16 protein-coding genes are annotated in these 24,438 nt (G+C 51.9%); 13 read left to right on the plus strand and 3 right to left on the minus strand.

The features are described 5' to 3' along the window. Positions 1-455 precede the first annotated feature (455 nt). The 6 genes from Q3A88_RS08030 (at position 456) to Q3A88_RS08055 (ending at position 8,985) form a co-directional block, all read left to right on the plus strand. A complete protein-coding gene (locus Q3A88_RS08030) occupies positions 456-1,664 on the plus strand; it encodes a glycoside hydrolase family 28 protein (protein WP_317177706.1) in 1,209 nt (402 codons plus the stop codon). A gap of 752 nt (positions 1,665-2,416) precedes the next feature. After that, the gene (locus Q3A88_RS08035) at positions 2,417-4,063 is read left to right on the plus strand and encodes a multidrug ABC transporter permease/ATP-binding protein (protein WP_317177707.1); all 1,647 of its coding nucleotides are present in this window, start codon (positions 2,417-2,419) and stop codon (positions 4,061-4,063) included. A gap of 206 nt (positions 4,064-4,269) precedes the next feature. Continuing rightward, positions 4,270-5,319: a type II asparaginase gene (locus tag Q3A88_RS08040; protein ID WP_407725599.1), complete on the plus strand. Its 1,050-nt coding sequence runs from the start codon at positions 4,270-4,272 to the stop codon at positions 5,317-5,319. A gap of 282 nt (positions 5,320-5,601) precedes the next feature. After that, positions 5,602-6,123, plus strand: coding sequence for a shikimate kinase AroL (gene aroL, locus Q3A88_RS08045; protein ID WP_014914494.1), 522 nt, complete (start codon positions 5,602-5,604; stop codon positions 6,121-6,123). Positions 6,124-6,262: 139 nt separating this feature from the next. Beyond that, complete coding sequence (gene ppnP / locus Q3A88_RS08050; RefSeq protein ID WP_005975968.1) at positions 6,263-6,547, plus strand: pyrimidine/purine nucleoside phosphorylase; 285 nt, start codon at positions 6,263-6,265, stop codon at positions 6,545-6,547. Positions 6,548-7,194: 647 nt separating this feature from the next. Continuing rightward, a complete protein-coding gene (locus Q3A88_RS08055) occupies positions 7,195-8,985 on the plus strand; it encodes a methyl-accepting chemotaxis protein (protein WP_317177708.1) in 1,791 nt (596 codons plus the stop codon). Between the two features lie 124 nt (positions 8,986-9,109). Here the strand turns inward: Q3A88_RS08055 and rdgC are convergent, their stop codons facing one another. Further along, entirely contained in the window at positions 9,110-10,039 is a 930-nt protein-coding gene (gene rdgC, locus Q3A88_RS08060) for a recombination-associated protein RdgC (RefSeq protein ID WP_010281791.1), read from the minus strand. 287 nt (positions 10,040-10,326) lie between these two features. On the opposite strand from rdgC, the gene mak reads away from it, so the two are divergent. Then, complete coding sequence (gene mak / locus Q3A88_RS08065; protein WP_039497328.1) at positions 10,327-11,238, plus strand: fructokinase; 912 nt, start codon at positions 10,327-10,329, stop codon at positions 11,236-11,238. A gap of 18 nt (positions 11,239-11,256) precedes the next feature. Here mak and Q3A88_RS08070 read toward each other — a convergent pair whose 3' ends face one another. Both Q3A88_RS08070 and sbcD read right to left on the minus strand, forming a co-directional pair. Next, a complete protein-coding gene (locus tag Q3A88_RS08070; protein ID WP_317177709.1) occupies positions 11,257-14,940 on the minus strand; it encodes an SbcC/MukB-like Walker B domain-containing protein in 3,684 nt (1,227 codons plus the stop codon). Continuing rightward, positions 14,937-16,175, minus strand: a complete 1,239-nt coding sequence (gene sbcD, locus Q3A88_RS08075; protein ID WP_317177717.1) for an exonuclease subunit SbcD — start codon at positions 16,173-16,175, stop codon at positions 14,937-14,939. Before sbcD ends, Q3A88_RS08070 begins: the two co-directional genes overlap by 4 nt. 294 nt (positions 16,176-16,469) lie before the next feature. On the opposite strand from sbcD, the gene phoB reads away from it, so the two are divergent. The 6 genes from phoB to proY all read left to right on the plus strand — a co-directional run bounded on the left by phoB (position 16,470) and on the right by proY (position 24,318). Beyond that, positions 16,470-17,159: a phosphate response regulator transcription factor PhoB gene (gene phoB, locus Q3A88_RS08080; protein ID WP_005975981.1), complete on the plus strand. Its 690-nt coding sequence runs from the start codon at positions 16,470-16,472 to the stop codon at positions 17,157-17,159. 27 nt (positions 17,160-17,186) lie between these two features. Then, a complete protein-coding gene (gene phoR, locus Q3A88_RS08085) occupies positions 17,187-18,509 on the plus strand; it encodes a phosphate regulon sensor histidine kinase PhoR (protein WP_039275418.1) in 1,323 nt (440 codons plus the stop codon). Positions 18,510-18,524: 15 nt separating this feature from the next. Further along, on the plus strand, positions 18,525-19,463 hold the full coding sequence (locus Q3A88_RS08090; protein ID WP_317177710.1) for a phosphate ABC transporter substrate-binding protein: 939 nt from the start codon (positions 18,525-18,527) through the stop codon (positions 19,461-19,463). Between the two features lie 242 nt (positions 19,464-19,705). Next, complete coding sequence (locus Q3A88_RS08095) at positions 19,706-20,812, plus strand: cobalamin-independent methionine synthase II family protein (protein ID WP_039275420.1); 1,107 nt, start codon at positions 19,706-19,708, stop codon at positions 20,810-20,812. Positions 20,813-21,480: 668 nt separating this feature from the next. Beyond that, a complete protein-coding gene (gene brnQ / locus Q3A88_RS08100) occupies positions 21,481-22,800 on the plus strand; it encodes a branched-chain amino acid transport system II carrier protein (protein ID WP_317177711.1) in 1,320 nt (439 codons plus the stop codon). Positions 22,801-22,941: 141 nt separating this feature from the next. Beyond that, positions 22,942-24,318 (plus strand): proline-specific permease ProY, encoded by a 1,377-nt coding sequence (proY, locus tag Q3A88_RS08105; RefSeq protein WP_010299043.1) that lies wholly within the window; start codon positions 22,942-22,944, stop codon positions 24,316-24,318. Positions 24,319-24,438: the final 120 nt, after the last annotated feature.

Consider the following 24,438-nt stretch of genomic DNA (forward strand, 5'->3'; position numbering starts at 1 on the left):
AAATTGTTGAGGTTAATCAGGTTATTTAATTTAGTCTGTTATTATTTTATTTTTAATTTTATTTATCGTTTATTATATTCTGTTTAATTATTTCTTTGGGATTAATAAATATTCGGAAGGTTCTTATTAAAAAATAAGAAAAGTGAAGGGTGTAGCGAGATAAAAATCTTATCACTCGCCTACGGCTGTGCGTGATGGGATTCGGTTTGTTTCCACGTTTCGTTGATGTGCCATTTACTTTTCTGGTGATAATTTAATCATGCATAAAACTGGATGCTTCTTTTAATAAACATTGGCAAATTTTTATGTAAACGGAATTTTATTACTCTACATATTCATATGCGACAATTTTTAGTTTCTATAAAGACGTTTCATTTTTCTTAATTAAGAAAAAAGAATGCGCCATTCTTTTTTAGTCACAAGAAATTGCGGATATCTATAAGGGAAGGTTTGACATGGAATATCAATCAGGCAAGCGAGTTTTATCACTATCATTAGGGCTTATCGGGCTGTTCAGCGCATCGGCATTTGCTTCTGACTCACGAACGGTGAGTGAGCCGAAAGTACCGTCTTCCTGTACGGTGCTTAAAGCAGACAGCAGCACGGCCACCAGCACCATTCAAAAAGCGTTGAATAATTGTGGGCAAGGAAAAGCAGTAAGGCTGAGTACAGGAAGTTCGTCTGTCTTTCTGAGCGGCCCGCTTTCCCTGCCTTCGGGTGTCAGCTTATTAATCGACAAAGGGGTGACGCTGCGAGCGGTGAATAACGCCAAGTCTTTTGAGAATGCCCCGTCATCCTGTGGCGTGGTTGATAAAAACGGCAAAGGTTGTGATGCGTTTATTACCGCCACTAGCACGACAAATAGCGGAATCTATGGGCCGGGCACGATTGACGGGCAAGGGGGCGTGAAGCTTCAGGATAAAAAGGTGAGCTGGTGGGATCTGGCTGCCGATGCCAAAGTGAAAAAGCTAAAACAGAATACCCCCCGGCTGATTCAGATTAATAAGAGCAAGAATTTCACGCTGTATAACGTTTCCCTCATTAACTCCCCGAACTTCCACGTCGTGTTCAGCGATGGTGATGGTCTCACCGCCTGGAAAACGACGATCAAAACGCCGTCCACCGCCAGAAACACCGACGGGATCGATCCGATGTCATCAAAAAACATCACCATTGCCCACAGCAGTATTTCGACGGGCGACGATAACGTGGCGATCAAAGCCTATAAAGGCCGTGCCGAGACGCGCAATATTTCCATTTTGCATAACGAGTTCGGAACCGGACACGGCATGTCGATCGGCAGCGAAACGATGGGTGTTTACAATGTGACGGTCGATGATCTGAACATGAATGGCACCACGAATGGCTTACGCATTAAAAGTGACAAATCGGCAGCGGGGAAGGTGACCGGTGTTCGGTATAGCAATGTGGTCATGAAGAATGTGGCGAAACCGATCGTGATTGATACGGTGTATGAGAAGAAAGAGGGAAGTAATGTCCCTGACTGGAGCGACATTACGTTTAAAGATATTACGTCCCAAACCAAAGGCGTGGTCGTGCTGAACGGCGAGAACGCGAAAAAGCCGATCGAAGTGACGATGAAGAATGTCAAACTGACCAGCGACAGCACGTGGCAGATCAAGAACGTCACCGTTAAGAAGTAACGCGATTAAAAAATCGTTCTGTCATCACAGCGCCGCGCGGGGAACCGTGCGGCGCTGTGAGAGGCATGTTTCTGGTGAGAGTACTGAGATTTCTGAGTGTGCCACTGTCGCTAGTCTGCAGGGATGTGGTGCCATTCGGTAAATTTTGTAGTAGGACATTCACTAGCTGAGAAAGCGCCCAATTAACTACTGCATCAACATCCCTGTGTACGTCACGCCACTGAGTGTCGCAGTAACGGTTTGCCCTGGTGAGGCGATATCGATTGTGACGCAGCTAGCCGCTGCGGCATTGATGAACTAACCACTATGACGCGACAGGATATTGGCATTTCTTGCAATAACATTCATATCTGACATGAAATAGCCTCTTGCTTATCTGCAACCATTGTCTGAATACCTCTCACGGCGGATCGGAGACGCAACGCGAGACGTATGGGGCCTAGATTATCGGGATCATATTCACCCAATTCTTGATATTTATAGGCGCGTCTTAACTAAAAATCCAACTTTTTTGAAATGTTTTGAAAACAAAAAACATGGCAATATATCTAATGATAACAAGGTGTGGTTATCTATCATTTTTTCTAATGATTTATCTCTGGTGTTGTGTTTCTCGCGTCTGGTGTTGACGGTTCTGGGTGAAGAGGGTAACGATGACTTTGTGTAGGGCTGGATATGAGAATTATTCTTGATATCACGGTCATCCCTATTACACTGCGGGCGATTGTTTTCATCAGAGAGACCAGGTTGTTATGGAGTTGCTCCGCATTGTTTACCAGCAGTACCGTTGGCCATTTCTGGCCGTTATCCTGTTAAGTTTGTTGAGTGCCGCGCTGGGCATTGGGCTTATTGCCTTTATCAACCTGCAATTGATTGAAACGGTCAATCAGTCGTTGAGCGTATTGCCACAATTTCTGGGCTTGCTGCTGCTCCTGATGGGCGTCACTCTGGTGTCGCAATTGGCGCTGACCACGCTGGGGCACCATTTCGTTTACCGCCTGCGTGGGCAATTTATCAAGCGTATTCTGGACACTAACATTGCCCGTATCGAACAGATCGGCAGTGCGCAACTGCTTGCCAGTCTGTCCAGCGATATCCGCAATATCACGATTGCGTTTGTGCGCCTGCCGGAGCTGATTCAGGGCATTGTGCTTACCATCGGTTCGGCTGCTTATCTGGCCTGGCTTTCCCCGAAAATGCTGGTGGTAACGTCCGTGTGGATTGCGATAACGCTCTGGGGCGGCTTTATGCTGGTTTCCCGTGTGTATCGCCATCTCACTCAGGTGCGGGAAGCGGAAGATCGTCTCCAGAAAGACTACGAAACCGTGATTAACGGGCGTAAAGAGCTGACGCTCAACCGTGAACGGGCGCAGAAGCTGTATGAAGAGGTTTATCAGGCCAATGCGCAGGATTACCGACAGAACGTGATTCGTGCCGACACCTTTCACCTCAGCGCAGTGAACTGGTCGAACATTATGATGCTGGGCGTGATTGGCGCAGTCTTTTTCATGGCCAACAATCTCGGCTGGGCGGATACCAGCGTGGCGGCGACGTACTCACTGACGCTGCTGTTTTTACGCACGCCAATGCTACAGGCCGTTGGCGCACTGCCGACGCTGCTGAGTGCGCAAGTCGCGTTTAATAAGCTAAAGCGTTTCGATTTGGCGGATTATCAGGAACCGTTCTTCGCTGCGGTTGCCCCTGCCGACTGGCACACGTTGGAACTGCGTGACGTGGTGTTTCGCTATGACGATTCCGGCTTTGAAGTCGGGCCGATCAATCTGGTGATAAAACGTGGCGAACTGGTGTTTCTGATTGGCGGGAACGGGAGTGGAAAATCGACGCTGGCGATGCTGCTGACGGGGCTCTATACCCCGGTTTCCGGCTCGCTGCTGCTGGATAACCGCCCCGTTACGGCGGAAACGCGTGAGGATTACCAAAAGCTATTTTCTGCCATCTTTACGGATTTCCACCTGTTCGGACAGATGATGGGGCCGCACGGAACGGAGCCTGATACGGCGCTGGTCGATAGCTGGCTGGATCGCCTGAACATGCGGCATAAGCTGACGCTGGAGAATCATCAGGTGATGAACTTACAGCTTTCTCAAGGGCAGCGTAAGCGCGTGGCGCTGCTGCTGGCCGTCGCTGAACAGCGTGACATCCTGCTGCTGGATGAATGGGCGGCCGATCAGGATCCGCAATTCCGCCGCGTGTTCTATCTTGAGCTGTTACCGCAGTTGCGTGCATTGGGGAAAACGATTGTGGCGATCAGCCATGACGATCACTACTTTGAACATGCCGATCGCCTGCTGGAAATGCATCAGGGAACGCTGTCAGAGCTGACGGGCGACGCGCGTGAACAGGCCTCGCAGGATGCCGTGGCGCAGATTAGCCGGTAGCGTAAATCAGCGCGGCGGAATGCCGCGCTGTGAGGCATCACACATCGTTAACGCGAAGTCTGACAGGCATATATTAATTCGTTGAATTCTGGGGCAGAATAAGCGCCAATGTTGGCAGGCTGCTAACAGAGTGGACGTTTTTTACTTACAGATCAGGCACCTGACGTATCTGGTCTGCCACTTAACTCAATAAGTTGGTATATGTTATGAAAAGGATGTTTAACGCATTATTCGTTGTTGTTTTTGTTTGTTTTTCGTCTCTGGCAAATGCCGCAGAAAACCTACCTAATATTGTTATTCTGGCAACGGGCGGTACGATTGCCGGTTCCGCTGCGGCCAATACGCAAACCACCGGGTATAAAGCGGGTGCGCTGGGCGTAGAGACGCTGATTCAAGCGGTGCCAGAGCTGAAAACGCTTGCCAATATTTCAGGCGAGCAGGTTGCCAGCATCGGCAGTGAAAATATGACCAGCGATGTTCTGCTGAAGCTGAGCAAGCGCGTGAATGAGCTGCTGGCACGCAGCGATGTTGATGGCGTGGTGATTACGCACGGTACGGATACACTCGACGAATCGCCTTACTTCCTGAACCTGACGGTGAAGAGTGACAAACCGGTGGTCTTTGCCGCCGCGATGCGTCCGGCAACGGCAATCAGTGCCGACGGCCCGATGAACCTGTACGGTGCGGTAAAAGTGGCGGCGGATAAAAACTCTCGCGGTCGCGGTGTGATGGTCGTGCTGAACGACCGTATTGGTTCTGCCCGTTTCATCAGCAAAACCAATGCCTCTACGCTGGATACCTTTAAAGCGCCAGAAGAAGGCTATCTGGGCGTGATTATCGGCGACAAAGTTTATTACCAGACGCGTCTGGATAAAGTTCACACCACACGTTCTGTATTTGACGTGACCAACATCGATAAACTGCCAGCCGTTGACATTATTTATGGCTATCAGGACGATCCAGAATACATGTATGACACGGCCATCAAACACGGCGTGAAAGGGATTGTCTATGCGGGCATGGGTGCAGGCACCGTATCCAAACGCAGCGATGCAGGCATCCGTAAAGCGGAAAGCAAAGGCGTTGTTGTTGTACGCTCCAGCCGTACCGGCAGCGGCATCGTACCACCGGATGCGGGCCAGCCTGGTCTGGTTGCCGATTCTCTGAACCCAGCTAAATCACGTATTCTGCTGATGCTGGCGCTGACAAAAACGACGAACCCTGCGGTGATTCAGGATTATTTCCACGCGTATTAATCGTCTGATCGGTTTGTAGTGTGATGGCCCCGCCTTTAAACGCGGGGCTTTTTATTTCCCGTCATTCAATTTTTACTTTTAGTTATTCAACTTTTCGTTTCCACTGAGAAGTCACTTCCCTCTCTGTTGATTTTATCGGTATGATTCAGCCCACGACAAAGCAGGTAATCACCCCTATTTATCTTTGATACCCGAAATAATTCGAGTGGCGGGACTGCCTACGTGCGTCCAGCTTGAAGTATGGCGGAGCGGGTGAATTAAAGAAGAAGGATACGTCATTACATGACACACCCCATTTTTATGGTTGGTGCCAGAGGCTGTGGGAAGACCACCGTTGGGCATCAACTGGCGCAGGCGCTAGGATATGACTTTGTCGATACCGACCTGTTTATGCAGCAGACCACCAATATGACGGTGGCTGATGTGGTTGCGCAGGAAGGATGGCATGGGTTCCGCCAGCGTGAAAGTCTGGCACTTCAGCAGGTGACGTCCAACCGCTGCATCGTCGCGACAGGCGGCGGTATGGTGCTGGCGGAAGCCAATCGGCGCTTTATGCATGATAAAGGCACTGTCATTTACCTCCATGCGGATGCCGAACTGCTGGCCCAGCGGCTGGAAGAAAACCCGCAGGATAACCAGCGGCCGACGTTGACCGGTCGTCCTATCGCTGAGGAAATGGCTGATGTACTGGCCGCGCGTGAGGCGTTGTATCGCGGCGTTGCGCACCACGTCATCGATGCCTCACAAACGCCAGAAGCGATTGTGGCAAGCGTGTTGAAGGCACTGCGTCCGTCGGCAGCATAGGAAGGTGGACCAGGCACTGGCAAAATAATCACCAGTCAGTGTTACCGAACACCAACTTTCAATGAATAGATCGTGACAGTGGCTCGACTCTCCTTTTAAGATGAATTTCCTGAATTTTTTCGACGATAGGTGCCGCGCTATGCTGAATGTAAATGAGTATTTTGCAGGGAAGGTCAAGTCAATCGGTTTTGAAGGCGACAGCATTGGCCGCGCCAGTGTCGGCGTCATGGATGCGGGTGAATACACCTTTGGAACCGGGCAGCCGGAAGAAATGACGGTGATCACCGGAGCATTGAAAGTACTGCTGCCAGGCGCACCGGATTGGCAGGTTTTCACACCGGGAGAAACGTTTTTCGTTCCGGGAAAAAGTGAGTTCAACTTACAGGTGGTCGAGCCGACCTCTTATCTGTGTAAATATCTGTAATTTCTATTCTTTCTCTGTAGGATAGATCATTATCGCTGCGTTATGTACGACATAACGCGGCGTTTTTTTTACCCTTTCGGCCTTATTGCCTCAGCCCTTCGGGGTCAGCGCAAGTGCTGTTCAAAAACGCCTTGCCGTTTTTCTCCTGAAACTCGAATTATTTGGCGTATATACTGAAAATGGTAATCGGAGCATTACCACATAAAATAAACTATTTTTAGTGATTTTTAGCATGTTATTCTATAACGAAAATGTCATCCATTCTTTGTAACGCTAATCATTAATTCCATATATGAGTTATTTTATTTAATTATTTTTATTAATTAACAGAGTAAAATAATGTCTCGATTATTAGGAATAATCCCTGAATTGTTAAAATACAACAGATTACGGTATGTGATAATAATTTTACATTATGTGATTAAGTAAGTTTTTTATTTTAAAAATTTCCTTTATTTTGGTGTTTTATGTTGATTTGGCAATCAAAAATCCATTTGATGTCTTCTTTTTTATAAGAGTGTGGTTAAACGTAGTAACTATTTTTCCGAGTTTTAAGATAAATAGTGGTTGTTGAATGTGATCGCATTCAAGTTTTATTTTTCTCTGCCGTTATGGATAGTATAACTATTCTACACAAAGAGTATTTTATGCTGAAAACGACCCGCTCCCGCATCCTTGCGGCCTGTTCGACCATTGTTGTGCTTTCACTTGTTATCAATACCTTTCTTAATTACACCATCGCCAATAACGCGAATAAGGAATCGATCCAGAATACGCTGAATGCGGTAGCCACTAGCCATAGTATTGCTATTAGCGACTGGGTTGCTTCTAAAACGCTGATGATTTCTGCGTTGCACGATCGTGTCATCACCGATGAGGATCCGATTCCGCTGTTTAAACAGATTGCGGCATCCGGCGGACTCCTGAATGTGTACATGGGTTATGCCAATGGCACGGCCAAATTTGCCGATCCCGGCGGTATCCCTCCTGATTACAACCCTACTGTCCGGCCCTGGTATCAGCAGGCGGTGAAAGAGGGCAAACCGCTGGTCACTGCCCCTTACGTTGATGCGGTGACGAATACGCTGGTGGTTTCTTTCGTTGCTTCCGTGGTGGAAGGCGGAACGGTCAGAGGCGTCGTCGGTAGCGACGTCACGATGAAAAGCGTGATTGAAAACGTCAAAGCGATTAACCCAGCCAAAGATAGCTTCGGTGTTCTCATCGAGCGTAGCGGTCTGATCATTGCTCACCCGGATGAAAAACTGACGCTGAAAAATATCACCGACATTGCCCCTGGGATTGATCTGAACGACATTCTTTCAGCCGATAGCGCCCGCGATGTGGATTTTTCTGGCGTGACAAAGCTCGTGGTGGCAAAACCGATTGCTGGCACGAACTGGTTCATGCTGGTGGCGTTGGATAAAGCGGAAGCGACAGCGGGCATGAATTCCCTGCTGTCTACCTCTGTCATCACGCTGGTTGTTATCGCGCTGCTGGGCACGCTTGTGATTGGTTTCATCATTGCGTCTGCGCTCAAGCGTCTGCTGCAAATTCGCGATGCAATGGATGATATCAGCAACGGTAATAACGATCTGACGCAGCGTCTGCCGGACGAAGGGCATGATGAAGTGGCGCAAATTGCCCGCTCGTTTAATATCTTTGTCGACAAGATCAGTCAGGTCATGATGCAGATTCGCGATATCAGCGCATCGCTTCAGGTGGCGGCGGATGAAATCTCGGCGGGGAACAACGATCTCTCTGCGCGTACTGAATCTGCGGCATCGAGCATTCAGCAAACCGCAGCCTCGTTGGAAGAAATTTCTGCGGCGGTCACGCAGTCGGCAGGTTCTGCGCAGCAGGTTAACGCGAAAGCGCTGCTGCTGTCGAAAGATGCCGGTACGGGTGGAAAAGTGGTCTCCGATGTGATTGTCACGATGGAAGAGATCGTGGTCGCGTCTGGCAAAATCGGCGATATCATCGGCGTGATCGATGGCATTGCATTCCAGACTAACATTCTGGCGCTTAACGCGGCGGTAGAAGCGGCGCGTGCGGGTGAGCAGGGCCGTGGTTTCGCCGTGGTTGCCGGTGAAGTTCGCAGCCTGGCACAGCGCAGCGCGCAGGCCGCAAAAGAAATTAAAGCGCTGATTGAATCGACGGTTTCCAGCGTGACGTCTGGCTCTGTGCAGGTTCGTCAGGCCAGCGATACGATGAATGAAATTGTCGGCGGCGTCTCTACGGTGAGTTCGGTGATGTCTGAAATCACGCATGCGGCTGATGAGCAAATGCGTGGCATCAACGAGATCAACAAAGCGGTCGCACAGTTGGATTCGATGGTGCAGCAAAACGCCGCGCTGGTGCAGGAATCTGCTGCTGCGTCGGGGGCGTTGCAGACACAGGCTGAAGAACTGAACGCTGTTGTCGGGGCATTCCGGGTCTAACGGGTTCAGGCACTAAAGAGTGATTGCCCGCCGAACATTGGCGGGCAATCACCGACTGCATTAACAATCAGCAGTATTAACGATCGACTGTATTAACAATCGACTGTACTAAAAATCGACAGCATTAACGTTGGGCTTCTCCGCCCAGTGCTTCAATCAGATTCGCAATCAATGCCGCCAGCTCGCTGGTCATCAAAATAAAATCGGCATCAAACCGCTGAGCGAAATCTTCCCGATCGATATCGTCGTTTTGTTCCCTCAGCGTATCGGAGAACTTCAAGCGTTTTACCGAACCGTCTTCGGACAAGACCAACTGAATCCGTTCCTGCCAGTCTAGCGCCAGCTTGGTGACCAGTTTGCCTGCTTCAATGTGTACGGCGATTTCATCGCAGACCAAATCCTGTTTTTTACAGCGGATAACGCCGCCGTCTTCCAGAATGGCTTTCAGTTCTGCTTCATCCTGTAGCGCGAAACCTGCCGCCGGCTCACCGGAACGAACCCACTCGGTCAGCGTCAGCTCGATAGGGTTTTCCATCGTCAGCGGTACCACGGGCAGCGAGCCCAGCGTTTTACGCAGCAGCGCCAGCGTATCTTCCGCTTTTTTGGCGCTGGCGGCATCGACCATAATCAGACCGTTAACCGTATCGATCCACAGCCAAACCTGGCTGAAACGGCTGAATGCACGCGGCAGCAGGCTATGCAACACTTCATCTTTCAGCGAGTCTTTTTCGGTTTTTTTCAGCTTGCGGTGCTGCTCCGCTTCCAGACGTTCAATCTTGGCTTGAAGAGTTTGCTTGATGACCGGGGAAGGCAGGATTTTTTCTTCTTTGCGGGTGCAGATAACGATTTGCCCATTAACGACGTGCGTTAAAGCATCGCTATGGGATCCCATCGGTGATACCCAACCCGTTTTCATCATATCCTGACTGCCGCACGGGGTGAACGCGAAAGCGCTGAGCCGTTTTTCCAGTTCGTCCGCAGACAAAACGTTATCTTTGGACAGCACGCTGTCCCGGCTTAGGCGGTAAATCATTAAGTTCTTAAACCACAACATGGTGTTATCCCTGACTGGGCGCGCAGGTTTGCACGCGGGTTTGTAATGTTGCGCGCATGATAACGAATTCGAGACGGTTATGTGGAATAAAATACCGGGATTCAGAGGAATACCTATCACGCTTTGAATGGCAGCTGATTGGTTTCTCTGGTTATACCCGTCATACTTCAAGCTGCATGTGCGTTGGCTGCACGACTCGAATTATTTAGGGTACTTATCCCTATAAGAACGTTTTCAGGTCGGTGGCGAATTGCCTCGGGCCTATTTACAACACGCGGGGAGACATCATGAGAATCGGTATCGATCTAGGCGGGACGAAAACGGAAGTCATTGCGCTGGATGATGAGGGGCAGGAACGTTTTCGGCAACGTATGCCGACGCCAAGAAATGACTACCCGGAAACGCTGCGGACTATCGTCACGCTGGTGGAGATGGCTGAAAAAGCGACCGGCTCTCGCGGCAGCGTCGGCGTGGGGATCCCCGGTACGCTGTCGCCGTTTACCGGTAAGGTAAAAAATGCCAACTCCACCTGGCTCAACGGTCAGGCGCTGGATCTCGATCTCGCCACGTTGCTGAATCGGCCCGTGCGGGTTGCCAATGACGCAAACTGTTTCGCGGTTTCAGAAGCGGTTGACGGTGCCGGAGCTGGGAAGCAGACCGTTTTCGCCGTCATCATCGGAACCGGCTGCGGGTCGGGCATTGCGCTGAATGGTCAGGCGCACGTCGGCGGCAATGGCATTGCGGGCGAGTGGGGACATAATCCACTGCCCTGGATGGATGACGATGAGCTGCGCTATCGGCAGACGGTTCCCTGCTACTGCGGTAAGTCTGGCTGTATTGAAACGTTTATATCCGGCACCGGATTTGCCGTGGATTACCAGCGCCTGAGCGGCCAGCCGCACAAGGGCGAGGCCGTTATTGCCTTAGCGGAGCAGGGCGATCCCATTGCAGAACTGGCGTTACAGCGCTATGAACATCGTCTGGCAAAATCGCTAGCGCATGTAATTAACCTGCTTGACCCTGATGTCGTGGTGCTGGGGGGCGGAATGAGCAACGTTGCTCGCCTCTATCAGACCGTGCCGGAAAAAATTAAACCGTGGATCTTCGGCGGTGAATGCGAAACGCCCGTGCTTCAGGCCATACACGGCGACTCCAGTGGGGTACGCGGAGCCGCCTGGCTCTGGCCGAAGACGAAGTAATTGCAGATCGAATGATGGCTACACGGCGTACTGCGGCGCCAGCCGGCTGACGCCCAGCCCGTTAATCTTCTGCACTTTGATCTGTACCGGAATACGCTCTTTCATGGCTTCGACATGGCTAATGACGCCGATGGTTTTACCGGAGGCGTTTAGGTTATCGAGGGCATCAAGTGCGATATCCAGCGTCTCGGCATCCAGCGTGCCGAAGCCTTCATCCAGAAACAGCGAGTCGATGCTGGCTTTGTGGCTGACCAAATCGGAGAGCGCCAGCGCCAGCGACAAACTCACTAAGAAGCTCTCGCCGCCGGACAGCGTACGCGTATCACGCTCGGCGTCCGCTTGCCAGGTATCCATCACCAGCAGCTCCAGATCGTCACCGGGTTTACGTTTCAGCATATAGCGCCCGTGCAGGCGGGAAAGCTGGAGATTGGCGAGATAAACCAGATGGTCCAACGTTAGCCCCTGAGCAAACTTACGGAATTTATGCCCGCTTTGTGAACCAATGAGCGTATTAAGACAGCTCCAGTCGTCATACATTTGCTGACTTTGGGCGATCTCATTGAGCAAATCCTGCTGATTCTGGCGCTGTTGTTTATCGTCAGCCAACTGACGCTGGAACTCGCCCTGTTGCCGCAGGTTGGTTTTCAGCGTTTCATCCAGCGCTGTCAACTGCTGCTGTACCGCTTCTTGTGTGGCGTCTTCCGTCAGGGAAGCGGGGCGCTTTTGTTGATGGGCGAGCAGCTCACGTTCAGCCTGCTGGTGAAGTGCCGCCGCCTGCTGCAAACGCTGAGATAGTTCTTCCTTCCACGTCTGCAACGTCTGGCGTTCCTGCTCATCAAGCAACGCATTGAGGAACGTGGTTTCATCGGCGAAAGTGCTTTGTTGCAACGCCTGAGTAAAGCGTTCGATAGCACTCTCATGCTGGCGCGTGCTCTGTTCATATTGCTGTTGCGTGCTAGCCAGCTCTCCCGTTAGACGGCTTAACGTCGTTTCGGTTTGCTGACGAGCTGACAGGGCTAGCCTGAGTGCATCGTCGTACTGCTGGCTGGTTCGCTGTAGCTGTTCGCGCACGGTAGCGATCTGCCTGTCCCCAAACAACGCCAGCCGCTCTTGTTGGTTTGTGTTGAGTTGCGTGAGGTACTGTTCCAACTGCTGTTGCTGTGTTTGGATCAGTTGTCTCGCCTCTGTCACGCTGCGATTCAGATGGTGAAGATCGCTTTGTAGCGTGGCTAAGAGAGGAGCTAGGCGAGATTGCTCCTGCTCTTTGATTTTCCAGTCTTGCCACTCATTCTCGCGCTGAGCCAGCCAGTCGTTCTGGGCATCGGCCTCAGGCAGAGGAAGGTTTAAGGTTGCCAGCGTCTGCGTGATTTCCTGAGTATGCTGCGTGATCTGCTGGTGCACGTTTTGCAGCGATTGATCGAGTTCTTGCTGCGTAACGTTTAGCGAGGCTTGCTGCTGGGTATTCAGCGCGATTTTCTGGTCGAGTTCCCGCTGCAATGCCTCTGCGGCAGTCAGTAAATCCTTACTTTCCTGCCACTGTTTTTGCAATTGCTCGCGTGCGGTAATCTGCTGTCGAATAGCCTGTTCTTCAGCTTCATTCTGCGCAAGCCAGGCTGCGACCTCATCTGGTTGTTCCAACGTGTAGTTAACTTGTAAGCGCTCACTGACATCTTTCCACTGTTGCAGCAGGGCGTGATGCTCGCTATCGATCTGAGCGATCTCCTGTTGCAACAGTTCCTGCTGTTGCGCTAGCGAGGCCAACTGTGCAGCCGTATTTGCCAGCGCTGTCGTTAACTGGTTCACGTCCTGCTGTAGCGCCGTCAGTCGCTGCTGGGTTTCAGACGGTTGCAGCGCCTGATAGCGTTCGATGGCTGGATGCTCGGTTGAACCACATAGCGGGCACGCTTCTCTGGCCTGTAGCCGCTGGCGTTCGGCTTCCAGCTTAACGATACGCTCTTCCTGCCGATGCACCGTTTCCAGATCGACCAGATGCTGGCTTCGCTGCTCATGCTCGGATTGCTGCTGTTTCTTTAAGATTTCTGACTGGCTGATATGCCCTTGTATCTCATTCTGTTTGGCGAGGTACTGTTGCTTGCGAACATGCAGACGCTGGAACTGGTCGCTGATTGTCGCGAGTCGTTGGCGTTCAGCATGCTGGTCAATGCGTTGATTGAACCGCTGGTGCAGGATGGAAAGCGGCTGGTGCGCTTCCTGCTGTTGCCGTGTTTCATCGTGTTGCATGAACTGCTGACGGGCAGCATCAACGATCGCTTGTTGTTCACGCTGCTGTGCTGCCAGGGTCACCGTTTCTTGCTGTAGCGTTGTCGACTGTGCGGTATGTTGCGCCTGTTTTTGCTTCAGCTTCTCTTGCTCGTCCTGAAGCTGGCGCAATTGCCGAAACTGGGTGCGCCACAGAGGAAGTTGTTCTCCCCACTGCTGATGATGCGCGTGTTGCTGGCGGTAAGACTGGATCTGTTCAAGCTGCTGTGTAGCCTGCTGCTGTTCCGCTGCCGTCTGGGTTTGTTTACTTTCATCGGCGTGCAGACGAGCCTGCGTTTTTGCCAGTTCGTCCTGCTGCTGCGCTTTTTGCTGCTCCAGCGTGGCAATGCGATGGTCAAGTGGCACCACCTGTTCGTTGATTACCTGCTCTTGCTGCTGCCGTACCCGTTTGTGCTCGCTCACATCCCGCTCGGCTTTTTCTTCCTGCTGGCGTAGCGCGGTTAACGTGAACTGTTCGGCGGCCTGCTTCCCGGTCAGTTGTTCAATACGCTGTGCCAGCGTGAGAGATTCCTGTCGATAGCGCTCTCGTTCCTGATGTAGTGGCCTCAGTTTTTCTGCCGGTTCGCTGTGAGTTAACCTGTCGAGCTGCGGTTTAGCCTGCTGAATGGCGGATTCGGCGCTTGCATGTTGCGCCTGCGTGTTGGTTCGCTGCGTGTGCTGCTGCGTCAGTTGCTCAAACCAGCGCAGCGTAGTCAGCGCTTGCTCACGTTCGATGTTGCCCCGTTGCTCTTGCTGGAGCAGCTCAGCAAGCTGTTCTTCCACCTGCTGACGCTGGTCGTCGGTTAAAAGCTGAATGCCTGATGCGCGCGCCTGTAGCGTGCTCAGTGCGACGTTTGCCTGCTTGTGCTTGTTATAGACGCGTTCGGAAATCAGGCCGTAAATGTCCGTGCCTGTCAGCTCTTCCAGCAGTTCCGCTCGGTCGTCTGCTTTGGCGTTGAGGAAGGCGGCAAACTGGCCTTGTGACAGCATCATGGATCGCGTGAAGCGGCCGAAATCCAGCCCAGTGAGCTGCGTGATCATCTCTTTCTTATCATTGAGCTTTTCACACAGAATCTTGCCGTCTTCAATGAGCGCAAGTTCGGCCTTTGGAGACTGCAAATTGCCGTCTGGGGCGTTTCTTGCCCGACGCTGGCTCCAGAAGGCGCGATATCCGACGCCTTTCACCTCAAACTCGACTTCGGCAAGGCACTCAGCGGTGTTACGCGTCATCAGGTCATTCTGGCTGGCGGAAAGCAGGCCAAGCCGTGGTGTTTCGTGGTACAGCGCCAGACAGATCGCATCTAGCAGCGTGGTTTTCCCCGCGCCGGTCGGGCCGGTAATGGCAAATAAGCCGTTGCTGGAAAATGGCTCCTGCGTGAAATCGATCTTCCATTCGCCTTTCAACGCATTAAGGTTTTTTAAGCGCAGACTGAGAATCTTCATTTGGCCGTCTCGCTATTTTCCAGTTCATCAATAACCTGATTAAACAGCGTTCGAACCCGCTGTTGGCGGCTATCTTCCATATCTGTCTCCGTTACCAGACGACGTTCAAAAACGTCATGTACGCTCAGTTCGTTTAGCGTTTCCTTGTCCTGTCGGGTAATTGCCTGTAGGCGCTGTTCACGCGTGCGGCGCAGCAGCAGTACCTCCACGGGCAGGTTCTCGGTCATCGCCTGAATGCGTTTTTGCATGTCGCTCAGATAATCTTGCGTGTTGATCTCGATATCCAACCACACGGGTTTATCGCCCTGATGGTTCTTGAAGGTGCTCAACTGTTGTTCAATATCGCTCAGGCTACCTTTAATCAGCTGCATCGGCTGAGTCATGGGAATCGGCAGGATGTCTATCTGCGGAGGCGTTTGCGGTGGTACATCGGGTACAAAGCTCACCAGACAGACGGATTTCTCGCTGTTTAGCTCATCAAAACTCAACGGGATGGGCGAACCGCTGTAGCGAATGTGCTCGCTTTGGGTCACGCGCTGCGGGCGGTGAATATGGCCGAGCGCGATATAATCCGCAGGCGGAAAAGCCTGTGCAGGAAAGGCATCGAGCGTACCAATATAGATATCGCGTACGGATTCTGAGGCGGTTGCGCCAATCGTCGTCAGGTGCCCGGTTGCGATAATCGGCAGCGGCAGGCCAAGTTCGTCGCGTTTTTGATAAGCCAATTGGTAACACTGCTGGTAGTGCGCGGTAATCGCTCCCTGTAGCGCCAGCTGTTTTTCATCCCCGGATTGCCCAGCTTTGCTGGTTAACACATCACGTGGACGTAAAAAAGGAATCGCGCAGAGCAGGGCGCCGGGCTGCCTTTGACGGTTTTCTAGTAGGAGCACCTGTTGGGCTGGTTCGCCGCTGGCGCAGGCAATCACTTGCGTGTTCAGACAGGCCAGCAGCTCGCGAGATTCATTTAGCATCGCGACAGAATCGTGGTTACCGCCGAGAACGATGAGCTGGCAGCCTGTGCGCTGTAGCGCGACCACGAAGCTATAATACATTTCCCGCGCATAGCTGGGGGGCGAACCGTTATCAAAAATATCGCCAGCAACGATAATGGCATCGACCTGGTGTTGTTCCACCTGAACAATAAGCCAGTTCAGAAAAGCCTGATGCTCAGCAGCGCGGCTTTTGGTATAAAAATATTGCCCTAAATGCCAATCGGCGGTGTGGATAATGCGCATCGTGTTCTCTCGATATTCATACCGCGTGGCGGTGGATGACGTTGTCATTATTTATTATGTGAAAGGGTGTGTCGTCGCCCTGGTGCTTTGTCATCGTAATGCCATGATTATATATAGCAGGGATGGAGGCTGTCGCGGTGGAATCAGACGTTTGGAAAGCGGCTCGAAAAATCGGATGTACGCGCTGTAACAATCGTGCAGAGCGGTCCGTGCGTTTTTCATAAATCTGTCATAAAACTGACGCATAATGCCTCCGCCTGCTAACAGCGACGATGATTAACGACAGGATTAACAATGGCAAAACGCATATTAGTCGTGGAAGATGAAGCACCAATTCGTGAAATGGTCTGCTTTGTACTGGAACAAAATGGTTATCAACCCGTTGAAGCTGAAGACTATGACAGCGCGGTAACGCAACTGTCGGAGCCATTCCCAGAACTGGTGTTATTGGACTGGATGCTGCCAGGCGGGTCGGGCCTGCAATTCATCAAGCATATGAAGCGCGAGGCGCTGACGCGTGATATTCCGGTGATGATGTTAACCGCGCGCGGCGAAGAAGAAGACCGCGTGCGCGGGCTTGAAGTGGGTGCGGATGATTACATTACCAAACCGTTTTCACCCAAAGAATTGGTGGCGCGTATCAAAGCCGTTATGCGCCGCATTTCACCGATGGCGGTGGAAGAAGTGATTGAAATGCGTGGCCTGAGCCTCGATCCTTCCTCACATCGTGTGACGACCGAAGAGCACGCGTTGGACATGGGGCCGACGGAATTTAAACTGCTGCATTTCTTTATGACGCATCCTGAACGTGTTTATAGCCGGGAACAGTTGCTGAATCACGTTTGGGGCACTAACGTTTATGTTGAGGATCGTACTGTCGACGTCCATATTCGTCGCCTGCGTAAAGCGCTGGAAACCAGCGGACATGACAAAATGGTGCAAACCGTTCGGGGAACGGGCTACCGTTTTTCAACGCGTTACTGAGGTGATCGTAACCGGAGACACATTAACGTGCTAGAACGTTTATCCTGGAAAAGGCTGGCATTGGAGCTAGCTTTTTTTTGTTTGCCCGCTTTACTGCTGGGGCTGATTTTTGGCTATCTGCCCTGGTTTCTGCTGGTCGCCGTATTAGGCTTACTGTGCTGGAATTTTTATAACCAGCTAAAACTCTCTTATTGGCTGTGGGTTGACCGCAGCATGACGCCACCGCCCGGTCGCTGGAGCTGGGAGCCGCTGTTTTACGGGCTCTATCAGATGCAGTTGCGTAATCGACGCCGACGCCGTGAGCTAGCGCTCCTGATCAAGCGGTTTCGCAGCGGTGCCGAATCCTTGCCCGATGCTGTGGTGATCACCACCGAAGAAGGAACGATCTTCTGGTGTAATCATCTGGCGCAGCATCTGCTGAATTTCCGCTGGCCGGAGGATAACGGTCAGAATATCCTCAACTTATTGCGCTATCCCGAATTCACGAATTACATGAAAGGACAGGATTTTAGCCGTCCTCTCACGCTACAGTTGAATAATTCCCACCATGTTGAATTCCGCGTGATGCCCTATTCTGAAGGCCAGCTATTGATGGTGGCGCGTGATATTACGCAAATGCACCAGCTTGAAGGCGCCAGACGTAACTTTTTTGCCAATGTGAGCCATGAACTGCGTACGCCGCTGACGGTGTTGCAGGGCTATCTGGAAATGATGCAGGAAGAAACGCTGGATGCGGCGCTACGAGGAAAAGCGCTGAATACCATGCAGGAGCAGACCCGACGCATGGACGGGCTGGTCAAACAGCTGCTGACCCTGTCCCGTATTGAGGCGGCGACGGCAATCGATCTGAATGAAAAGGTCGATATTCCGTTGATGCTGCGCGTATTGCAGCGTGAAGCGCAGACGCTGAGTCAGGGGCGTCATGAGATCGTCTTTCGTGTGAACGAAAGCCTCCGCGTGTTTGGTAATGAAGAACAGCTGCGCAGTGCGGTATCCAATCTGGTGTATAACGCGGTCAACCATACGCCAGCGGGAACGCGTATCGAAGTCTGCTGGCAGAAGATCCCACAGGGTGCGCAATTTCAGGTCAGCGATAACGGGCCGGGCATTGCGGCCGAGCACTTGCCGCGCCTGACGGAACGTTTTTATCGGGTGGATAAGGCGCGCTCACGACAAACGGGCGGCAGCGGGCTGGGGCTGGCGATTGTGAAGCATGCGCTCAGCCATCATGATTCTCGTCTGGAGATCATGAGTGAGGATGGTCTGGGCTCACGTTTTGTCTTTACGTTGCCGAATCGGTTGATTGTCCCTGCCTCTCTGGCTGAAAATACGGTGAAACCTTCAGCCTGACGGAAAACGCTATCTATGACATCCGCCACTCGTATCGCGGGCGCTTTTTTACTGCTGCTCAGCGCGTTGTGCTCCGCACAGCCTCGTCAGATGCTGGCGGGTAACCTCTCCAGCGCGGGGTCGGATACGCTGGCTAACCTGATGGCCTTTTGGGCGGCGGATTTCAGCCAGCATTACCCTAACGTGAATTTACAGATTCAGGCCGCCGGGTCGTCCTCTGCGCCGACATCTCTGGCATCCGGTGCCGCGCAGCTTGGGCCGATGAGCAGGGCGATGAAGGCCAGCGAAATTGAGGCGTTCGTCCAGCACTATGGCTATCCGCCGCTGGCGGTGCCGGTGGCAATGGATGCGCTGGTTGTGCTGGTCAATCAGGATAACCCGTTACCTGGGCTGAATTTGTCGCAACTGGATGCCATCTTTTCAATTACGCAGCGCTGCGGTAACCACCAGCCTATAAAGCAGTGGGGGGATGTCGGCCTGCACGGCAGTTGGGAAAAGCGCACGCTACTGCGCTATGGACGAAACTCTGCGTCGGGAACCTATGGGTTCTTTAAGCAAAAGGCGCTATGCCGTGGCGATTTCCTTCCTCAGGTTAATGAGTTACCGGGGTCAGCGTCTGTGGTACAAGCGGTTGCGGCGTCAACCGATGCCATCGGCTATGCCAGCGTGGGTTTTCGTACCAGCGGCGTGAGAATGCTGCCGTTAGCCGCACAAGGCACCGACTACATCTACCCCTCGACTGAAAATATCCGCAGCGGTTTGTATCCCTACACCCGCTATCTCTATATCTATGTAAACAAAGCGCCCAGCCAACCGCTGGAAGCGCTGACGGCGGCATTTTTAGATCGTGTGCTGTCCGAAACGGGGCAGTCGCTGGTGAATCAGGATGGTTATTTACCGCTGCCGGAAGAAACGCGTCGTCAGGCGCGTCAGCAGGTTGGCCTGCCGCAATAATTCCTCTTTCCACTACGAATTTGTGATGTTTTCACGTCACATGAACTTTCTTCATGTGACGTGAAAATTCTTCCATTGCCCTGTGATTCGCCACGTGACAGGATAGTTTTAAATTTAGACGTCCAGATGGCTAAATAAGATTAAATGTAACTATCCCTCTGGGCAAATATTTCATATTGAAACTATCTGCCAGTACGCTTCTTTCCCGAAGATTGGTGCTGGCAACATGTCAGGAGCGACATATGGCGAATACCTTATCCCCTTTCCGTGCCGATAGCGTCGGCAGTTTCTTGCGTCCAGCAGCGATTAAGGAAGCACGTCTTCAGCATCAGGCGGGTGAAATTGATGATACCGCGCTGCGTAACATAGAAGATCGTGAGATTCTGCGGGTGGTAGAAAAGCAGCGTGAAGCGGGCCTGCAGGTTGTGACGGATGGTGAACTGCGTCGTGCCTGGTGGCATTTCGATTTTTTTGCCGACTTGAACGGCGTGGAGCGCTACGAAGCCGATCACGGTATTCAATTCAACGGTATTCAGACCAAATCCCATGCGATTCGCGTCGTGGATAAAGTGAGTTTCAATCCCCAGCATCCGATGCTCGATCATTTCCGTTATCTGAACAGCATTTCTGGCGATGCCGTCGCTAAAATGACGATTCCAAGCCCTAGCGTGATGCATTTCCGCGGCGGCCGCAAAGCGATTGATGCGACGGTTTATCCCGATCTGGCGGATTATTTCGACGATTTGGCACAAACCTGGCGCGATGCGATTCACGCATTTTATGACGCAGGCTGTCGCTTCCTGCAACTGGATGACACCGTATGGGCCTACCTGTGCTCTGACGATCAAAAACGCCAGATCCGTGAACGTGGTGAAGATCCGGCACAGCTGGCGCGAACCTACGCTGATGTGCTGAATAAAGCGCTGGCTGATAAGCCTGCGGATCTGGTTATCGGTTTACATGTCTGTCGCGGTAATTTCCGCTCAACCTGGATTTCTGAAGGCGGGTATGAGCCTGTGGCAGAAATTCTGTTTGGCGAAGTGAATGTTGATGCGTTCTTCCTGGAATATGATACCGAGAGAGCCGGTGGATTTGAGCCACTGCGTTTTGTGAAGCCAGGCCATCAGCAGGTGGTGCTGGGGCTGATCACGACGAAGAACGGTGAGCTGGAAGAGGCAGAAGTCGTGCAGGCGCGCATCGCGGAAGCGGCAAAATATGTCGATCTCAGCCAGATTTGCTTAAGCCCGCAGTGTGGCTTTGCTTCAACGGAAGAGGGCAATAGCCTGACGGAAGAGCAGCAGTGGAATAAGCTGAAGCTTGTCGTGGATATCGCCAATCGCGTGTGGTGATACCGATGAGGTAGCGCTATCTCTGCAACAGGTATACAGAGGCTGGATCATTCGATCCGGCCTTTTTTGTGGCCGTCATCCGGCTTTCCACTCACGGCATTTTTGTGAAATATGTTTTTTTTATGATTTAACAACGCATTTTATGCCGTTTTTTGTCAGTTTTATTGCAATGAAATATCGATAAATGCGCAAATCATGTGTTATGCAAATCAGGATAAACCAATTTATATTCTTATTTTTTGGCATAGTTAGGCCATATACTCTGGTTTTTGGATCTCTGCTTGTCTTTTTACGCTATAAACGTTTTACTTAGCACCCAATATGGCTGTGCAAAAAATAACTCCTCTGTACTCGTCATACTTCAAGTTGCATGTGCGTTGGCCGCGTTCAGCCACCCGAATCACTTACCTGAGTAAGCTCATCGGGATTGCTTCGCTTGCCGCGTTATTCGGCCTTGTGGCCTCACCCCTTTGGGGTCAGCGCAAGCGCTGTTCAAAACGTTAACGTTTTGTCCTGAAACTCGAATTATTTAGAGTATATGACCGCCATCTTTCGCGTTTCCAGAGTGCTGGCGTCTGCTTCGAGCTAGCCCCTTGTGAATGGCTTCTGGCGGCGATAAACAGCGCGTTTTCTTTTTATCGATTTGATACAGGCAACACGACATAACTATGAGTCATCGTTTAACTTCCAAAGATATCGTGGCATTAGGTTTTATGACCTTTGCTTTGTTCGTGGGGGCAGGAAATATTATTTTCCCGCCGATGGTGGGATTGCAGGCGGGAGAGCACGTTTGGACCGCAGCGCTCGGCTTTCTGCTAACGGCGGTTGGTCTACCTGTGTTGACCGTGATCGCGCTGGCCCGGGTTGGCGGTGGCGTTGATGCGCTCAGCTCGCCGATTGGTAAAAAGGCCGGTGTTGTTCTGGCTACCGTGTGCTATTTGGCCGTTGGGCCACTGTTCGCCACGCCGCGCACGGCAACCGTGTCGTTTGAAGTCGGTCTTGCTCCTTTGGTCGGCAACGGAGCCTCTCCGCTGCTGATTTATAGCCTGATTTATTTTGCCATTGTGATCGCGATTTCCCTGTATCCGGGCAAACTGCTGGATACGGTCGGCCATGTATTGGCACCGTTAAAGATCATTGCGCTGGCGGTACTGGGCATTGCTGCAGTGCTGTGGCCTGCCGGTTCGCCTATCCCGGCGACAGAAACGTATGAGCAACTGCCGTTCTCTAATGGTTTCGTCAACGGTTATCTGACGATGGATACGCTGGGCGCGATGGTATTCGGTATCGTGATCGTCAATGCGGCGCGCTCGCGTGGGGTGACCAGCTCCGTGCTACTGACGCGTTACACCATGTGGGCAGGATTAATTGCGGGGATCGGTCTGACATTAGTCTATTTGAGCCTGTTCCAGCTCGGTTCCGTCAGTGGTGAACTGGTGCCGCAGGCGCAGAACGGCGCAGAAATTCTCCACGCCTATGTGCAACATTCGTTCGGTAACATGGGAAGCAGCTTCCTGGCGTTGTTAATCTTCATCGCGTGTCTGGTGACGGCGGTGGGGCTGACCTGTGCCTGTGCGGAATTCTTTGCGCAATACCTGCCGTTGTCTTACCGCACGCTGGTGTTTGTGTTGGGAACGTTCTCGATGGTGGTGTCTAATCTGGGCTTGAGCCATCTGATTCAACTTTCCATTCCTGTACTGACGGCGATTTATCCACCGTGTATCATCCTGGTTTTATTGAGCTTTACGCTGCGTTGGTGGAATAGCGCTTCACGTATTGTGGCCCCCGTCATGTTAGTCAGTCTGTTATTTGGCATGATTGATGGTATAAAATCGTCGGCCTTCAAATCGCTGTTGCCAGAGTGGAGCCTCAACCTGCCGCTGAGTGAGCAAGGGTTGGCCTGGCTGCCTCCGTCACTGCTGATCTTACTGGTTGCGGTAATTTACGACAGACTTTGTGGCCGTCAGGAAGTGACGGTACATCAATAATATCGTTAATGCCTGATAGCGCTGGGGCGGTAGGGATAGCGTACTGCTCCAGCACAAGGTTGGGTTTATGCACCACAGGTATTTGCCTGTGGTTTTTCTTTTTGTAATGTTTTTCTTTCTATAAGACAGGGTTGCTTATCAATGGAACAACCATCTTCCAAGCTCAAGCGTGGGTTAAGCACGCGGCATATTCGCTTTATCGCCCTTGGCTCTGCGATCGGAACCGGTCTTTTTTATGGTTCCGCAAGTGCGATCCAAATGGCTGGCCCCAGCGTGTTACTGGCTTATCTGATCGGTGGGGTTGTCGCGTATATCATCATGCGCGCTCTGGGCGAAATGTCGGTACACAACCCGCAGTCCAGTTCGTTTTCTCGCTATGCGCAAGATTACCTCGGGCCATTGGCGGGATATATCACCGGCTGGACCTACTGCTTTGAGATGCTAATTGTCGCCATTGCCGATGTGACCGCGTTTGGCATCTACATGGGCGTCTGGTTCCCTGCCGTGCCTCACTGGGTGTGGGTTCTGAGTGTAGTGCTCATTATTGGTGCCATTAACCTGATGAATGTGAAAGCCTTTGGTGAACTGGAGTTTTGGCTCTCTTTCTTCAAAGTCGCCACCATTATCATCATGATCGCGGCCGGGATCGGCATCATCATTTGGGGTATTGGCAACGGGGGGGAACCGACGGGGATCCACAACCTCTGGAGCAATGGCGGGTTCTTCAGTAACGGTGTGATGGGGATGATTCTGTCGCTGCAACTGGTGATGTTTGCGTATGGCGGCGTGGAGATTATCGGGATTACGGCCGGTGAGGCCAAAGACCCACAGAAGTCTATCCCTCGCGCGATTAACTCTGTGCCATGGCGTATTCTGGTGTTCTATGTCGGTACGCTGTTCGTCATTATGTCAATTTACCCATGGAATCAGGTAGGCACCAACGGAAGCCCGTTCGTGCTGACGTTCCAGCATATGGGTATTACGGCGGCGGCAGGTATCCTGAATTTTGTTGTGATTACCGCGTCGCTGTCGGCGATTAACAGCGATGTTTTCGGCGTTGGCCGTATGCTGCACGGGATGGCGGAGCAGGGGCATGCACCGAAGGTGTTTAGCCGTATTTCCAAGCGAGGTATCCCGTGGGTCACGGTTGTTGTGATGATGATGGCGCTGCTGGTGGCGGTGTATCTGAATTACATTATGCCCGGTAAAGTTTTCCTGGTGATTGCTTCACTGGCCACCTTTGCGACGGTGTGGGTGTGGATCATGATTCTGTTTTCTCAGATCGCCTTCCGCCGTCGTCTGAGCCCGGATGAAGTGAAGGCGCTGGCGTTCCCACTGCGCGGCGGCATCGTGACCTCCGTGTTCGGTATTGTCTTCCTGTTCTTTATCATCGGGTTGATTGGCTACTTCCCGGACACGCGCGTGTCACTGTATGTCGGCATCATCTGGATATTGCTGCTTTTAGTGGGCTATGTCTGGAAGAAGAAGCGTCAGAACGCGGTAGCGGCACAGAATTAAGTTAGTCGCTTGCTATCAGAAGAAGCGCTCAGACTGTCCGTTGACAAACCTTTTTGTCGAACGAAAACGGGAGTAACGAAATAGAAGAGTAAAGCGTTTGCGCCATGGATGGCGCAAGCC

This window comes from Pectobacterium sp. HCp5_1 (genome assembly GCF_032905925.1).
GTDB lineage: Bacteria > Pseudomonadota > Gammaproteobacteria > Enterobacterales > Enterobacteriaceae > Pectobacterium > Pectobacterium brasiliense_A.

Coding starts and splice junctions, on each gene's coding strand:
- Q3A88_RS08090 (WP_317177710.1), top strand. CDS start 18,525: ATGACATCCGCCACTCGTATCGCGGGCGCTTTTTTACTGCTGCTCAGC.
- proY (WP_010299043.1), top strand. CDS start 22,942: ATGGAACAACCATCTTCCAAGCTCAAGCGTGGGTTAAGCACGCGGCAT.
- mak (WP_039497328.1), top strand. CDS start 10,327: ATGAGAATCGGTATCGATCTAGGCGGGACGAAAACGGAAGTCATTGCG.
- Q3A88_RS08035 (WP_317177707.1), top strand. CDS start 2,417: ATGGAGTTGCTCCGCATTGTTTACCAGCAGTACCGTTGGCCATTTCTG.
- Q3A88_RS08055 (WP_317177708.1), top strand. CDS start 7,195: ATGCTGAAAACGACCCGCTCCCGCATCCTTGCGGCCTGTTCGACCATT.
- aroL (WP_014914494.1), top strand. CDS start 5,602: ATGACACACCCCATTTTTATGGTTGGTGCCAGAGGCTGTGGGAAGACC.
- rdgC (WP_010281791.1), bottom strand. CDS start 10,039: ATGTTGTGGTTTAAGAACTTAATGATTTACCGCCTAAGCCGGGACAGC.
- Q3A88_RS08095 (WP_039275420.1), top strand. CDS start 19,706: ATGGCGAATACCTTATCCCCTTTCCGTGCCGATAGCGTCGGCAGTTTC.
- sbcD (WP_317177717.1), bottom strand. CDS start 16,175: ATGCGCATTATCCACACCGCCGATTGGCATTTAGGGCAATATTTTTAT.
- ppnP (WP_005975968.1), top strand. CDS start 6,263: ATGCTGAATGTAAATGAGTATTTTGCAGGGAAGGTCAAGTCAATCGGT.
- Q3A88_RS08070 (WP_317177709.1), bottom strand. CDS start 14,940: ATGAAGATTCTCAGTCTGCGCTTAAAAAACCTTAATGCGTTGAAAGGC.
- phoB (WP_005975981.1), top strand. CDS start 16,470: ATGGCAAAACGCATATTAGTCGTGGAAGATGAAGCACCAATTCGTGAA.
- brnQ (WP_317177711.1), top strand. CDS start 21,481: ATGAGTCATCGTTTAACTTCCAAAGATATCGTGGCATTAGGTTTTATG.
- Q3A88_RS08040 (WP_407725599.1), top strand. CDS start 4,270: ATGAAAAGGATGTTTAACGCATTATTCGTTGTTGTTTTTGTTTGTTTT.
- Q3A88_RS08030 (WP_317177706.1), top strand. CDS start 456: ATGGAATATCAATCAGGCAAGCGAGTTTTATCACTATCATTAGGGCTT.